13 protein-coding genes and 1 pseudogene are annotated in these 14,645 nt (G+C 72.5%); 6 read left to right on the plus strand and 8 right to left on the minus strand.

Annotation, left to right across the window (positions count from 1 at the left end; all coding sequences use genetic code 11):
* Positions 1–47 precede the first annotated feature (47 nt).
* Positions 48–437, plus strand: coding sequence for a PTS fructose transporter subunit IIA (locus tag AB0M99_RS01225; RefSeq protein WP_365916522.1), 390 nt, complete (start codon positions 48–50; stop codon positions 435–437).
* Here AB0M99_RS01225 and AB0M99_RS01230 read toward each other — a convergent pair.
* Positions 422–1,783 carry a serine hydrolase domain-containing protein gene (locus AB0M99_RS01230; RefSeq protein ID WP_365916223.1) on the minus strand — a complete coding sequence of 454 codons (1,362 nt, stop codon included), beginning with the start codon at positions 1,781–1,783 and terminating at the stop codon, positions 422–424. The two genes, AB0M99_RS01225 and AB0M99_RS01230, sit on opposite strands and share 16 nt — an antisense overlap.
* 499 nt (positions 1,784–2,282) lie before the next feature.
* Here AB0M99_RS01230 and AB0M99_RS01235 point away from each other — a divergent pair, with 499 nt between their 5' ends.
* Entirely contained in the window at positions 2,283–3,734 is a 1,452-nt protein-coding gene (locus tag AB0M99_RS01235) for an APC family permease (protein ID WP_365916225.1), read from the plus strand.
* A gap of 67 nt (positions 3,735–3,801) precedes the next feature.
* Here AB0M99_RS01235 and AB0M99_RS01240 read toward each other — a convergent pair whose 3' ends face one another.
* Positions 3,802–5,586, minus strand: a complete 1,785-nt coding sequence (locus AB0M99_RS01240; RefSeq protein WP_365916227.1) for a glycoside hydrolase family 15 protein — start codon at positions 5,584–5,586, stop codon at positions 3,802–3,804.
* Between the two features lie 101 nt (positions 5,587–5,687).
* Complete coding sequence (locus AB0M99_RS01245; RefSeq protein WP_365916229.1) at positions 5,688–6,254, minus strand: DoxX family protein; 567 nt, start codon at positions 6,252–6,254, stop codon at positions 5,688–5,690.
* A gap of 118 nt (positions 6,255–6,372) precedes the next feature.
* Between AB0M99_RS01245 and AB0M99_RS01250 the strand changes: the two genes are divergently transcribed.
* Together AB0M99_RS01250 and AB0M99_RS01255 are read left to right on the plus strand one after the other, a co-directional pair.
* A complete protein-coding gene (locus AB0M99_RS01250) occupies positions 6,373–6,837 on the plus strand; it encodes a MarR family transcriptional regulator (RefSeq protein WP_365916231.1) in 465 nt (154 codons plus the stop codon).
* 35 nt (positions 6,838–6,872) lie between these two features.
* Positions 6,873–7,157 (plus strand): YkvA family protein, encoded by a 285-nt coding sequence (locus AB0M99_RS01255; RefSeq protein WP_365916233.1) that lies wholly within the window; start codon positions 6,873–6,875, stop codon positions 7,155–7,157.
* Positions 7,158–7,182: 25 nt separating this feature from the next.
* Here the strand turns inward: AB0M99_RS01255 and AB0M99_RS01260 are convergent, their stop codons facing one another.
* The 3 genes and pseudogenes from AB0M99_RS01260 to AB0M99_RS01270 form a co-directional block, all read right to left on the minus strand.
* Positions 7,183–7,815, minus strand: a complete 633-nt coding sequence (locus AB0M99_RS01260; RefSeq protein ID WP_365916235.1) for an alpha-ketoglutarate-dependent dioxygenase AlkB — start codon at positions 7,813–7,815, stop codon at positions 7,183–7,185.
* A 378-nt stretch (positions 7,816–8,193) separates the two neighbouring features.
* A pseudogene (locus AB0M99_RS01265) lies at positions 8,194–8,424 on the minus strand (FAD-dependent monooxygenase); the annotation flags it as partial.
* A gap of 208 nt (positions 8,425–8,632) precedes the next feature.
* Entirely contained in the window at positions 8,633–9,085 is a 453-nt protein-coding gene (locus AB0M99_RS01270; RefSeq protein WP_365916237.1) for a DUF1801 domain-containing protein, read from the minus strand.
* A gap of 240 nt (positions 9,086–9,325) precedes the next feature.
* Between AB0M99_RS01270 and AB0M99_RS01275 the strand changes: the two genes are divergently transcribed.
* On the plus strand, positions 9,326–10,576 hold the full coding sequence (locus AB0M99_RS01275) for a Gfo/Idh/MocA family oxidoreductase (RefSeq protein WP_365916239.1): 1,251 nt from the start codon (positions 9,326–9,328) through the stop codon (positions 10,574–10,576).
* A 115-nt stretch (positions 10,577–10,691) separates the two neighbouring features.
* Positions 10,692–13,088, plus strand: a complete 2,397-nt coding sequence (locus tag AB0M99_RS01280) for a polysaccharide lyase 8 family protein (RefSeq protein WP_365916241.1) — start codon at positions 10,692–10,694, stop codon at positions 13,086–13,088.
* Positions 13,089–13,103: 15 nt separating this feature from the next.
* Here AB0M99_RS01280 and AB0M99_RS01285 read toward each other — a convergent pair whose 3' ends face one another.
* Together AB0M99_RS01285 and AB0M99_RS01290 are read right to left on the minus strand one after the other, a co-directional pair.
* Positions 13,104–13,751, minus strand: coding sequence for an HAD family phosphatase (locus AB0M99_RS01285; protein ID WP_365916243.1), 648 nt, complete (start codon positions 13,749–13,751; stop codon positions 13,104–13,106).
* A gap of 1 nt (position 13,752) precedes the next feature.
* The gene (locus AB0M99_RS01290; protein ID WP_365916245.1) at positions 13,753–14,634 is read right to left on the minus strand and encodes an alkaline phosphatase family protein; all 882 of its coding nucleotides are present in this window, start codon (positions 14,632–14,634) and stop codon (positions 13,753–13,755) included.
* Positions 14,635–14,645: the final 11 nt, after the last annotated feature.

Raw genomic sequence — 14,645 nt, forward strand, 5'->3', positions numbered from 1 at the left:
AGGCGGCGGAACGGCCCGCGCCGAAGACCCGTACCGGCCGCGTCGGCGTGGTCCTGGTCTCGCACAGCAGGGCGGTGGCGGAATCCGTGGCCGGCCTCTCGCGCGCCCTGCTCGGCTCGGTCGAGCCCGCCCCGGTGGCGGTGGCGGGCGGCACCCCGGACGGCGGGATCGGCACCAGCGCGGAGCTGATCACGGCCGCCGCGCGGACGGTGGACGAGGGCCAGGGCGTGGCGGTGCTGTGCGACATGGGCAGTGCCGTACTGACGGTGAAGGCCCTACTGGGCGAGGAGCCCTCCGAACTGCCCGCCGGTACCCGGATCGTGGACGCGCCGTTCCTGGAGGGCGCCGTGGCCATCACGCTGACCTCGGCGATCGGCGGCGACCTCGATGCCGTACTGGCCGCCGCCGAGGACGCGCGCGGCTACCGCAAGCGCTGACCGGAGGCGGCCGGCCGGGCGCCCTTGAGCGGCAGGGAGTCCAGCGGTTCCGGGAGCGCCTGCGGGGCGGCGGCAGAGCGGCCCGCCGGGGCGGCGCTGCCGCAGAGCGCCTGGTCGCGCAGGGCCCCGAGGGCCGCGTCGACGGGATGCGGCACCGGGCGGCCGTTGGCGTCCTGGCGCTGGTAGCCCATCAGGTTGAACCCGACGGCGAACTGCCGCCGGCCGTCCGCGCTGGACATCGCGTGGGTGCCCGCGCCCCAGACCGCGCCGTCGTGGCCCCAGACCGGGCCGCACGGCGTGTCCATGGTGTAGATGCCGAGTCCGTAGCGGATCACCACGGTCCCGTTCCCGTCCTTGACGGGGACCGTGGTGCGCATCTCGCCGAGCAGGTCGGCGGGCAGCAGGTCGCCCTGGAACAGGGCCCGGTAGAAGGCGTTCAGGTCCTGCGCGGTCGAGACCAGCGCCCCGGCCGTACCGGCCATGGTCATGTCGTACTCGGAGTAGTCCCGCGGCGGGTCGATCAGCCCGCCGAGGTTCTCGTACATCTTGGAGTGGGGGCCCTTGATCCGCGGGTCGGTGCCGGGGAAGTAGGTGTCCTTCAGCCCGGCCCTGCGGATCACGTTCCTGGTGATGACCCGTTCGGGGTCCTCGCCGGTGGCCTTGCGCAGCAGTTCGCCGAGCAGCAGGTAGTTGGTGTTCGAGTACGACCAGTCCGTGCCGGGTTCGAAGAGCTGCGGGCGGCTCACCCCGTACCCGATGAGCTGCGCGGGGCGCAGCGTGCGGTGGCGGAAGTCGTCCAGGCTCCTGGGGGAGTTCTCCTTCAGGGAGGGGAAGGCCTCGGCGATGTAGTCGGCGATGCCGCTGGTGTGGTTCATCAGCATGCGCACGGTGACCTTGCGGCCTCGCTCGCCCGGCAGGAGTTCGGGGAGGTAGTCGCCGACCGGCGCGTCGAGGTCGATCCGGCCGCGGGCGCTCTGCTGCAGCACCGCGACGGAGGTGAAGGACTTGGTGATGCTGCCGACCCGGTGGAGCATGTCGGGGCGGGTGGGCCGGCCGGTGTCGGTGTCGGCCACGCCGGTGGCGCCGCTCCAGCGTGCGCGGCCGTCGCGGACGGAGCCGTAGGCGCCGTACATGCCCGCGTCGCGCACGGCGTCCAGCCGCTGGGCGAGGGCCTTGCGGTCGAGGTCCGAGGCGGGTGCCGCGGCCGACGCCTCGGCGCCCTGCCGGTCAGGGGTCGCGGCGGCGGTGGCGGCCGGGGCGGCCGCGGCTAAGAGGGCCAGTACGACGGCGGCCGCGGCCGCCGTGTTCCGGACCCGGCGTCGTCGGTCAACGCGTGTGTGCTGCACCGGAGTCTCCTCGTGTGTGCGTGGCCCGTGGGGCCGTCGGCGATCTTGTCTGCCCACGATTCTTCCGAGGGCCGGGGGCGCTCCCATCGCCCCCGGGGACGATCCCGGCGCGCGCGGTGTCGGCCATTGGTTGCAGGCCCGTCTCCCCCATAGGGGTCGCTCGGCACCGGGCCGCTCTCGCTTACCTGCAGTAACGAGGCGTGTGCGGCGATACGGCCCGTCCGCCCTCGGCGTCGGCAAAGCGGAAGGAAATTCGCGGGCCGCTACCTGCGGTTACCGCACCCACGGATTCCGCAGCATTTACGCGGCCTTAACGCTCCGGACGGCCCCGTAGTGGGTGGCAGACGATGGAATCCGCACGTCAGCAGCTCTTGACCTGCGGATCCGGTGGGGCTTCCATGACGGCCCGGGAGTCACGGCACAACTTGCTCACCACCGCCTCGGAGGCGATACCGCTCCCGCGCTCATTCACCGCATCTGTCGATCGGAACCCCGCACGATGACTGACACGATCAGCGCCCCTCAGGCCCTCGCCCCCGCGACGGGGCCCATCCCGCAGAAGCTCAAGCGCTCCATCGGCGTCGTCGGCGGAACCCTGCTGACGCTCTCCTGCGTGACGCCCGCCTCGACGCTCTTCGTCGTCGTGCCCGACCTGTTCTCCAGCCTCGGCACGTGGACCGCCCTCACCATCGCCATCGGGTCGCTGCTCTGCGTCGGCGTCGCGTTCTGCTACTCGGAGCTGGGCACCCTCATCCCCAGCGCCGGCGGTGAGTACGCGATGGTGTCCACCCTGGCCGGACGGCTCGCCGGGTGGCTGGTGTTCGTGCTGTCCCTGCTGGTCGTGATGATCGTGCCGCCCGTGATCGCCATGGGCACCGCCGACTACCTCTCCCCCGTGGTCGACATACCGGCCCCGGTGGCCGGCGGCGCCGTGATGCTGCTCGCCACCCTCGCCGGTCTCCTCGACCTGCGGGCCAACGCGTGGATCACCGGCGTCTTCCTCGTCCTGGAGGTGGTGGCCGCCGCGCTCGTCGCCGTACTCGGCTTCGCCCACGGCGAGCGGGGCGCGGGCGCCCTGGTACAGGGCTCCGTGGCCGTCGAGGGCGGCGGCACCTCCACCGTCACCGCGATGATGGTCGTCTCCGGGCTCGCCATCGCCCTGTTCATCACCCAGGGGTTCTCGACCGCCGTCTACCTCTCCGAGGAGCTGGAGAAGCCGCGGCGCAACGTCCCGCGGACCGTGCTCGCCACCCTCGCCATCTCCACCGCCGTCATCCTGGTCCCCGTCATCGCCATCACCATGGGCGCCCCCGACCTGGACGCGCTGACCGCGGGCAACCTCGGCGGCATGGTCACCGCCTGGTCCAACTCGGCCGTCGGCACCTTCGTGAGCCTCTGCGTCGCCCTCGCCATCGTCAACGCGGGCATCGTCATGGTCATCCAGAACTCCCGGGTGCTGTTCGCCTCCGCCCGCGACAAGGCCTGGCCCGCGCCGGTCAACCGGGCGCTGTCCAAGCTCGGCCGCTTCGGCTCCCCGTGGGTGGCCACGCTGCTGGTCGGCGTTCCGGGTGCGGCGATGTGCTTCGTCAACCTCGACACCCTGTACGGGGTCACCGGCGTCTCGGTGACCGGCATGTACCTGCTCGTCGCCGTGGCCACGCTGTTCAGCCGCAGCGGGGCGCACCGCGGGACGAGCGCCTGGCGGATGCCGCTGTGGCCCGCGGTGCCGGTGGTGCTGATCGTCGTACTGGCGTACATCCTGACCCAGCAGGAGACCCAGTACCTGCTGTGGACGGGCGGCATCACCGCCGTCGCCACGCTGTACTGGGCGCTGTACCTGCGGCCGCGCAGGGACACCCGCTGGCTGGTCAGCATTCCGGAGGACAGCGAGGACGGCGAGGGCGGCGAGGACGCCGAGAAGGGCGAGAAGGCCGGGAACGCCGCGGCATAGCGGACGATCGCGGGCCGTCGGCCCCCGGGTGGTGCTCCCGGGCGTCGGCGGCCCGGAGGGCTCCCGGTCAGCCGGAGCCGCCGAGGGTGAGGGCGGTGTTGACCAGCCCGACGTGGCTGAACGCCTGCGGGAAGTTCCCCAGTTGGCGTCCGGCGACGGGGTCGTACTCCTCGGCGAGCAGCCCCACGTCGTTGCGCACCGCCAGCAGACGCTCGAAGAGGGCGCGGGCCTCCTTCTCCCGGCCCGTCATGTGCAGGGCGTCGGCCAGCCAGAACGAGCAGGCCAGGAAGGCCCCTTCGTCGCCGGGCAGGCCGTCCACCGACGGGCCCTCGGTGCTGTAGCGGCGGACCAGGCCGCTGCTGCCGAGTTCGGCGCGGACTGCGTCGACCGTGCCGACCACCCGGGGGTCCTCGGGCGGCAGGAAGCCGACCCGCGGGATGAGCAGGGTCGCCGCGTCGAGCTCGCTGGAGCCGTAGTACTGGGTGAAGGTGTTGCGTTGCGGGTCGTAGCCCTTCTCGCACACGTCGCGGTGCACCTCGTCCCGCATGGCCCGCCAGCGCTCCACCTCTCCGGGCATCGAGGGGTCGCGCTCCAGGGTGCGTACGGCCCGGTCGGCGGCGACCCAGGCCATCACCTTGGAGTGGGTGAAGTGGCGGCGCGGGCCGCGTACTTCCCAGAGCCCCTCGTCGGGCCGGTGCCAGTTGCGTTCCAGGAAGTCGAGCAGCGCGAGCTGGATCTTCCAGGCGTGCATCTCCGAGGGCAGCCCCGAGGTCCGGGCCAGGTGCAGGGAGTCGATGACCTCGCCGTACACGTCGAGCTGGAGCTGGTCCACGGCCGCGTTGCCGACGCGGACGGGGGCGGAGGCGGCGTAGCCGCGCAGCCAGGGCAGGCCGGTTTCGGGGATCCGCCGCTCGCCCGCGATGCCGTACATGATCTGGAGGTCGGCGGGGTCGCCCGCGACGGCCCGCAGCAGCCAGGCCCGCCAGGCGCGGGCCTCGTCGAGGAAGCCGGTGGCGAGGAGCGAGTCGAGGGTGAGGGTGGAGTCGCGCAGCCAGCAGTACCGGTAGTCCCAGTTCCGGACGCCGCCGAGCTCCTCGGGGAGGGAGGTCGTGGCGGCGGCGACGATGCCGCCGGTGGGTGCGTAGGTGAGGGCCTTGAGGGTGATCAGGGAGCGGGTGACCGCTTCCCGGTAGGGGCCGTCGTAGCGGCACTGCGCGGTCCACTCGCGCCAGTCGGCGAGGCCCTGTTCCAGAGCTTCGAAGGGGTCGGTGGGGTCGGGGCGCGGCTCGTGCGAGGGGTGCCAGGTGAGTACGAAGGCGACGCGGCGGCCGGGGGTGACCGGGAACTGGGAGCGGGTGCTGTTGGCCTCTCCCCAGGTGCGGACCGGGGGTTCGCTGCGGAACCAGGCGGCGTCGGGCCCGGCTACGGCGACCCGGTCGTCCTCGATGCGGCGGACCCAGGGCACGACGTGGCCGTAGTCGAAGCGCAGGCGCAGGGTGCTGTGCATCCGCACGGTGCCGCTGACGCCCTCGACGATGCGGACCACGTCGGGGGCGACGTCGCGCTGCGGCATGAAGTCGATGACCCTGACGGTGCCGGTGTCGGTCACCCAGTACGACTCCAGGACGAGCGAGCCGTCGATGTAGGCGCGGCGGGTGCACGGCTCGCCGACGGCGGCGTCGACGGGCGCGATGCGCCAGTGGCCGTTCTCCTCGTCGCCGAGGAGTTTGGCGAAACAGGCCGCCGAGTCGAAGCGGGGCAGGCACAGCCAGTCGATGGACCCGTCGCGGCCGACCAGTGCGCTCGTCATCAGGTCGCCGATGAGTGCGTAGTCTTCGATGGGTTGTGTCATTTGTGCGCTCTTCCCCCGAATGCCCGGGGCCAATCAACTCCGGCCCCGGACACCCCCGGGCGCGCTAGTGCCGCGTCGGGCAACGTTCGCCCGTCGCGGCACTAGTTGCGTACGAGGAGCAGGCCGCCCGCGAGGACCACGGCGAGGACGAGCGCGAGGGCGCCGTGGGCCAGGCGGTGGGAGCGCAGGACGGGCAGGAAGCGGTCGGCGGCGTACCGGCCGGGGCCGGTGAGCGCGAGGGCGGCCGCGCCGACGGTCAGCAGCAGCTCGTACTCGATGCCCGTGGGGGCGAAGAACGATCCGGCGCCGTGCACGGCGATGGCATTGATCATGGTGCCGACGACGGCGGCTCCGGCGAGCGGGGTGAGCAGCCCGACGGCGAGGCCGAGGCCGCCGAGGGTCTCGGTCAGGCCGGCGAGGACGGCCATGGCGTCACCGGCGGGGTAGCCGCTGGCGGTGAAGAACTGGCCGGTGCCGCTGATGCCGCCGCCGCCGAACCAGCCGAAGAGCTTCTGGCTGCCGTGGGCGGCCATGGTCAGACCGAGGACAAGGCGCAGGAGCAGGAGGCCGACGTCGTGGCCGGGGGTCGAGAGGGCGAGGGCGGTGGCGCTGGGTACGGCCGGTGCGGCGGCCTGCGGCTTCGTCGAGGTGACGGAGGGGCTGGTCATGGGGGGAATCCTTCCGGTCGGACGGTTCGGTCCGAGGGGATGGGTCGTTCAAATTCGAACCGTCATTGTCGACCTTAACCACTGATTCAAATTGGAACAACCCGTGTAGGGTGAAGGCATGGCTGAAACGAGATGGCTCAACGATCGCGAGATGCGGGCCTGGAGCGGCTTCCTGGCCGCGTCCGCCCTGGTGAACCGCCATCTCGACCAGCAGCTCAAGGACGACTCCGGTCTCTCGCACCCGCAGTACGAGATCCTCGTGCGGCTCGCCGCGGCCCCGGACGGCGAGCTGCGGATGACGGAACTCGCCAATGGCCTGATCAATTCCAAGAGCGGGCTGACCTACCAGGTCACCCAGATGGAGAAGGCCGGACTGGTCCGGCGCCGCAGCTGCCCCTCCGACGTCCGCGGGGTCTTCGCGGTCCTCACCGAAACCGGCCGCGCCCGCCTGGAGGAGGCCGCCCCCGGCCATGTGGCCACGGTGCGCGAGGTCCTCGTCGACGTACTCACCCCCGAGCAGCTCGACGCGCTCGCCGACGGGCTCGGCGAGGTGAGCCGCCGGCTGCGCGCCCAGGGCGCCTGACGGGGCCGGGCGCGCGGAGGGGGTATAGAGGTGGCATGGACGGAACGTTCTGGCTGACCGTCGCCGCGGTCGTCGCCCTCGGGCTGGCCGCGGCCGCCGCCGTGCTGCTCGTACGGGTCTTCAGGGCGCGGCGGCTGCTGCTCGACGCGGGGGTCCCGCTGCGGGACAAGGCGCTGTTCTGGGTCGCCGTCGCCTACACCGTTTCGCCGGTGGACCTGATCCCGGACCCCGTGTACCTCGACGACATCGGGGTCCTGCTGCTGGCGCTGCGCTCGCTCCACGCGGCCGCGGCGGCGGCCCGGCCGGCGGACGCGCCCTGATCCACGGCCTCCGGGCGGACGCGCCTCACAGCACACCGCGCGGGCGGAACTGGATGCTGACGCGGGGGCCGACGGCGCGCGCGGATTTGGGGACCGCATGCTCCATCGTGCGCTGGCAGGAGCCCCCCATCACCACGAGGTCGCCGTGGCCCAGGGGCAGCCGGAGCAGGGTGGGGCCGCCGTCGCGGGGACGGAAGGCCAGGTCGCGCGGGTCCCCGACGGAGACGATCGCGACCATCGTGTCCTCGGTCGAGGAGCGGCCGGTCCGGTCGCCGTGCCAGGCGACGCTGTCCCGGCCGTCGCGGTAGAGGCAGAGCCCCGCGGTGGCGAAGGGTTCGCCCAGCTCGGCGGCGTAGTGCCGGGTCAGGGCCTCCCGCGCCTCGGTGAGCACGGGGTGCGGAAGCCGCTCGCCCTCCGCGTAGAAGGCGAGCAGCCGGGGCACGTCGACCTCGCGCTCGTACATCTGCCGCCGCTCGGCCCGCCACGGGACCTCCGCGGCCAGCCGCTCGAACAGCGCGTCCGCCCCGGACAGCCAGCCGGGCAGGTGGTCGACCCAGGCCCCGGCCCCGAACCCCAGTTCCGTACGCCGCAGGCCGGAGAGCGGCCCGAGCCGGATCTCGTCGGTCTGGTCGAAGAGGGACCCCTGGAGTGCGTGCATGCCGCCAGCGTACCTCGCGACCCGAACACCTGCTCGATTTAGTGCCGCTGCACCAGGGAGTCGGCGCCCGGGAGGGCGAGCAGCCGGTCCAGCCGTCCGCGGGCGGCTGGACACGGACTCACTCAGCCGGTGGCGGCACCGAACCACTTCGGCAGCTTGACCTGGACGACGACCTTCATGCGGATCACCGTAGCGTCGTGTCTATGTCACCGAGGTGGGAATCAAACCCTGATATCCGCAGGGGCCGGTGCGGCGTCTACACCTTGCACGCACATCTGGTCTTCGTCCCGAAGTACCGGCGGGTGTCTTCACTAACGAGATCCTGACCAGGTGCAAAGAGATCAAGCGGGAGGTGTGCGCCAAGGCGAACGCCGAGCTGCCGCCGAAGAGACCGCCGGCCTGGAACTTCTCGCTGACCGCGAGGAACCGGTCCAGCAGCCCGCGCTGATCCATCAACTCGACGCTGCGGGTGTGCAGGCCCTGTCCGCGGGACTGCTCGGTCGCCTCGGCCAGCTTCTCCAGCACGACCACATGCACGCCGTGCAGCCGCAATTCGCCGGCCAGCATCAGGCCGGTCGGTCCGCCGCCGACCACGATCACGTCAATCATTCACAACCGCCGTTTCCGCAGGTTTCGCCTTCGGCCAGCGATTCTGCGGGACGACCGGGGCCTTGCCGCAAGCCCCCCGGTGCGCTACAAGTTGAGAGTGGCAAGGAGCGCTCCGACCTCCTTGCCTTTCTCATTTCCCGGTGGCGGTGGAACCGGCCCTGCGCGACGTCGGGGCGGCGCGGCCCGGGGCGGCGCGGCCCGCCACCGCTCAGCTGACCGCCTGCTTCACGAGCGCGGCGATGCGCGCCTCCACCTCGGCCGTCACCTCGGTGAGGGCGAAACCGGCCGCCCACATCGTGCCCTCGTCCAGCTTGGCCAGGTCGCTGAATCCGAGCGTCGCGTAGCGCGCCTTGAACTTCTCCGCGCTCTGGAAGAAGCAGACGACCTTCCCGTCCAGCGCGTAGGAGGGCATCCCGTACCAGAGCTTCGGCGCGAGGCCCGGGGCGTTGGCGGTGATGACGGCGTGGACGCGCTCGGCCATGATCCGGTCCGAGTCCTGCATTTCGGCGATCTTCGCCAGCACGTCCCGCTCCGCCTCCGCCGCCTTGTCGGCGTGCGAGCTGCGGCGCGCGGCCGCCTTCAGTTCCTTGGCGTGGTCCTTCATCGCGGCCCGCTCCTCGGCCGTGAATCCCTCGTGCTTGGCGCTGTCGGTGTTGCTCATGGCGGATTTCCCCCTTGACGAAGTCGAACTCCGGACCCTGAGAGGGACCATAACCCGGACCACCGACACCCGTGCCCTCAACGGCAGTTGACGCGCCGGGAGTGTCCGGCATACGGAACGGGCGGCATCGGGCGGCATCGGGCGAACCGGTTGTACCGCATACCGGAGATCGCTAGCCTCACGCCGGGGAGCGCCTTCCCCGCGCGTTGCGCGTTCACGGTGCTACAGGAAGCGGGACCGATGCCTTCCGGAATCACTCTTGCCGTCGTCGGCGCCGGGGACCGCGGGACCGGTCACGCCCGCTGGGCGCTCGCCCACCCGGACCGGGCCACGGTCGTCGCGGTGGCCGAGCCGCGGAAGGTCAGGCGGGACCGGCTCGCGACCGCTCACGGCCTGGACGCCGGGTCCGTGGTGGACGACTGGCGGGAGCTGGCGGCCCGGGGCCGCATCGCGGACGCGGTGCTGATCTGCACGCTGGACCGCGAACACCTGGAGCCGGTACTGGCGTTCGCGGCGCTCGGCTACCACATCATGCTGGAGAAGCCGATGGCTCTGACCGAGGAGGAGTGCCGGCGCATCGTGGCCGCGGTGGAGGAGGCGGGCGTGATCCTCTCCGTCGGTCACGTCCTGCGCTACACCCCCTACACGCAGGCCCTCAAGCGCGTCCTGGACTCCGGCAGGATCGGGGACGTCGTCAGCGTCCAGCACCTGGAACCGGTCGGCTTCTGGCACCAGGCCCACTCCTTCGTACGCGGCAACTGGCGCCGCGAGGACGAGGCGACGTCCATGCTGATGGCGAAGTCCTGCCACGACCTGGACTGGCTCCAGTACGTGCTCGGCCGGCCGCCGGTACGCGTCTCCAGCTTCGGGCGCCTCTCGCACTTCCGGCCCGAGAACAGGCCCGCGGGCGCCGCGGACCGCTGTCTGGACTGCACGGTGGAGACCGCGTGCCCCTACTCCGCCAAGCGCGACTACGGCGACCGGCTCGCCGAGGGCCGGCACGGCTGGCCGCTCAGCGTGCTGGTCGACGAGTTCACGCCACGGGCCCTGGAGACGGCGCTGCGGGAGGGTCCGTACGGACGCTGCGTGTACGCCTGCGACAACGACGTGGTCGACCACCAGGTGGTGGCCATGGAGTTCGACTCGGGGGCCACCGCCACCTTCACCATGACCGCCTTCACCGAGCAGGCGGACCGCCAGACCCGCATCTTCGGCACCCGCGGCGAACTGAGGGGCGACGGAATGGAGTTGCGGGTCTACGACTTCCTGACCCGCACCGAGGAGGTCCTCGGCATCGGTGCGGAGGGCGCGATGGACGCCGCCGGGGGTCACGGGGGCGGCGACGCGGGCCTGATGGACGCGTTCGTCGGCGCCGTCGCCACCGGAGACCCCGGCCTGGTGAAATCCGGCCCGCACGAATCCCTCATCAGCCACCTGACGGTGCTGGCCGCGGAGCGAGCCCGGCGCGACAACACGGTCGTGATCATATGACGACTTGAGCGTTTCGATCGATCCATACGCGCCTCTTGAGCGTGGTTTCGAGCGCGTGCTAGAAACGCTCAGCGGGGACACCCCCCTCCCCCGCGGCCCCAGCTCTGGAGGCTCCATGTCCACGCCATGGTCCCGCCGCTCCTTCCTCCAATTCTCCGGCAGCGCCGCCCTGTTCGCCGGAGGGTCCGCCATGCTCCCGTCGACCTCCGCGTTCGCCGCCGGCGACGAGTACGACACCCTGCGCGCCAAGTGGCGCACGGTGCTGCTGGGCAGCGGCTTCGACCCCGCGGCCGCGCCGTTCGCCGAGAAGCTGGCGCTGCTGGGCACCCAGGCCGCCGAGCACCGCTCGACGATGGCCGCCGCCGGCGGGTCGCTCTGGCCGGACCTGCCCCTGACGCTCTCCAGCTCGATCACCGCCAGCTACACGCGCCTTGCCACCATGGCCCAGGCGTACGCCCAGCCCGGTACCGGCCTCACCGGCGAAGCCACCCTCGCCGCCGAGACCAAGGCCGGGCTCGACCACCTCCACGACCAGGTCTACAACCCGGCGAAGAGCCAGTTCGGCAACTGGTGGGACTTCCAGATCGGCTCTCCGCAGGCCCTTCTGGACAGCTGCACGATCCTCTACGACCAGCTCTCCGCGGGCCAGCTCGCCAACCACCTCGCGGCCGTCGACCGGTTCGTCCCCGACTCCTCGGTCGGCAACTACACCGGCACCAGCACCGGCGCCAACCGGGTGGACCTCTGCCGCTCGCTCGCCCTGCGCGGCGTACTCGGCAAGAACCCGGCCAAGATCGCCCTCGCCCGCGACGCCCTCTCCCCCGTCTTCCCCTTCGTCACCAGCGGGGACGGCTTCTACGCCGACGGTTCCTTCGTCCAGCACACCTACCTGCCCTACACCGGCTCCTACGGCCTCGTTCTGCTCGGCGGCCTGGCCGGCCTCTTCTCCCTGCTGGCCGGTTCCACCTGGGCGGTCACCGACCCCAACCGGCAGATCATCCTCGACTCGGTGCAGGGGTCCTTCGCCCCGTTCCTCTACAACGGCCTGATGATGGACGCCGTCTCCGGCCGCTCCACCAGCCGGGGCAACCCGCGGACCAACTCGTACGGCTTCCAGGGCGGCGACCACGGCCGGGGCCACGCCACCCTCGCCGCCATCGCCCTGCTCGGCACCGCCGCGAGCAGCCCGGAGAACCAGCGCTGGCGCGCCCTGGTCAAGGGCTCGATGCAGCGCGACTACTACAGCCCCGTCCTCACCGACACCGACCTGAGCGTCGCGGCACTGGCCCGGCTCAAGGCCGTACAGGACGACGGCGCCGTCACCCCGGCCGCCGAGCCGACCGGGCACCGGCTGTTCCCGAGCATGGACCGGGCCGTTCACCGCAGGCCCGGCTGGGCGGCCTCGATCAGCATGGCCTCCAAGCGGATGGGCCTCTACGAGACGGGCAACGGGGAGAACCTCCGCGGCTGGCACACCGGGGCCGGCATGCTCCAGTGGTGGGGTGCCACCCACGGCAACGGCCAGTACACCGACGCGTTCTGGCCCACCGTCGACCCGTACCGGCTCCCGGGGATCACCGTCTCCAAGAAGCCCCTCGCCGATGCGGAGGGCGGCGCCTGGGGCCTGCCGAGGCCGGACGTCAACTGGGTCGGCGGCGCCACGGACGGGGAGTACGCCGCCATCGGCCAGTACGTCCGAGGGCTGTCCAGCACGCTCTACGCGAAGAAGTCCTGGTTCTGCCTGGCCGACTCCGTCGTCTGCCTGGCGGGCTCCATCCGGGGCGCCGACGGCACCGCCGTCGAAACCGTGGTCGAGAACCGCAACCTCGGCGCCGCCGGCACCCACGCCCTCACCGTCAACGGCGTCCCCCGGTCCACCGCCCTCGGCTGGTCCGCCACCCTCACCGGGGCGAACTGGGCGCAGATCGCGGGCCACGGCGGGTACGTGTTCCCCGGCGGGGCCACCGTCAAGGCGCTGCGCGAGGCGCGGACGGGCTCCTGGCGCGACATCAACACCGGTGGCACCAGCGACCCGATCACCCGCCGCTATCTGACCCTCTGGTTCGACCACGGCGTGGACCCCGTCGACGCCGCCTGCTCCTACATCCTGATGCCCGGCGCCACCACCGCCGCGACCGCCGCCCGGGCCGCCGCCACCGGCTGGCTCACCGTCCTGGCCAACGACAACAGCCGACAGGGCATCGTGGTCCCCTCCCTCGGGGTGACCGCCGTCAACTTCTGGTTCGCGGGCACGGTCGGCGCCCTCACCGCCGACAAGCCGGCCTGCGTCCTGGTACGGGAGCACGGCGACGGCACGGCCACGCTGTGCGTCTCGGACCCGATGCGCATGCAGACCGGCCTCACCGTGACGTGGCACCGGCCCGTCGCCGCCGTGCTCTCGAAGCCGGGCACCGTCACCTCGGCCGCCACCGGATCCGCGCTCACGCTCGCCTTCGGCGACCTCACCGGACAGGCCGGCGCCACCCAGCGGATCAGGGTGGCGCTGGGCTGACCGCCCCCGGGGCGGTCAGCCCGCCACCAGGGAGCGGAGCAGCTCCGGATCCGCCTCGGTCAAGCGGTTCAGGACCAGCCGCCCGTGCGCCGGCGGTATCGGCACCGTGGAGGGAACGGCCAGTACGAAGCAGCCCGCCGCCCCGGCGGAGGCCGTGCCGGCCGGGCTGTCCTCCACGGCCACGCAGGACCGCGGATCGACGCCCAGGGCCCTGGCCGCGGCGAGGTACGGGTCGGGGTGCGGCTTGGTCCTCGGGGTCTCGCCGTCCGCCACGGTGACGGCGAAGCGGTCCGCGCCGAGTCCCGCGAGGACCAGGTCCACGATCGGGCGGGGCGACGCGGAGACGAGCCCGAGCGGGACACCGGCCGCGGCCAGCGCGTCGAGCAGCTCCAGCGCACCCGGCAGCGGCCGCGGTCCGCGGGCGACCAGCTCCTGGAACCCCGCGAGCAGCTCGCGGGCGATGTCCCGGACCGTGCCCGCCCCGGCGCCGGCGGTCGCGTGCAGGTGCCCGGCCGTGTCGGCGATGGAGCGTCCGACCACCGCGGGTACGTCGGCCTCGGTCAGGGCGCATCCGAGGGACGCGGCCACGGCTTCGGTCGCCTGCCACCACAACGGCTCGGAGTCGACCAGCGTTCCGTCCATGTCGAAGAAGACCGCCCGCACCTCAGGCTCCCGCCGGGACGGGACCGCAGGGGGCGGAGAAGGGGAGGCCGTCGAGCGTCCAGTGCGAGTCGGCCCGGCGGCCGAGGGCCGCGTACACCTGGGCGGCGACGTCCTCGAAGCGCAGCCTCCGGGCGGGCGGTCCGGCGCCGATGTCCGGGCCGCAGCAGGCCACCCAGGCGGTACGTTCCGGCACGGTGCGGCCGCCGTGCCCGCCGTCGTCGCGGTGGCCGTGGTCGGTGACCACGATCACCGTCCAGGACTCGTCCTCGTAGGCGGGCCGCGCGCGGACGGCGCCGAGCAGGCGGCCGAGGCGTGCGTCGGCGCTCCCGATCGCCCGCAGGTAGGCGTCGCCGCAGCCGCGCAGGTGGCCCGTCTCGTCCACCGCGCCGAGGTAGACGAAGGAGACCTCGGGGTCGTCGGCCTCCAGGACGTGGACGGCTTCCGCGGTGACCTGGTCGTCGCAGGCTTCCCAGGCCTCACAGGTGTCCGCGCCCGGCGCGATGTACGACAGCCGGGCGGGCGCGGCGAACAGCGGTCCGCCGTCGCGGGCCAGTAGCAGCGGCTCCCAGCCGCCGGCCACGAAGGTCCTGCGTCCGTCCTGCCGTGCGAGGCGGGTGGCGAAGTCGGGGAAGACGTCCAGGCGGTGGCCCGCGAAGTGGTTGCCGTACACGCCGTGCTTGGCGACCCCGACCCCGGTGGCGATCGTGGCCCAGCAGGGGCCCGACATGGTGGGCGTGGCTTCGTCGATCTCGATCGGGCCGAGGAACCCGGCGGCGGCGACGGCGTCCAGATGGGGTGTCGGCACGGTCCGGAGCAGGTCGAGGCGGACGCCGTCGATGCCGACGACCAGGACGCGGCGGCGGGTGCCGGATGGGGTGGGCAACGGTCGGATCC

The sequence above is a fragment of the Streptomyces sp. NPDC051183 genome (genome assembly GCF_040682455.1).
Lineage (GTDB): Bacteria > Actinomycetota > Actinomycetes > Streptomycetales > Streptomycetaceae > Streptomyces.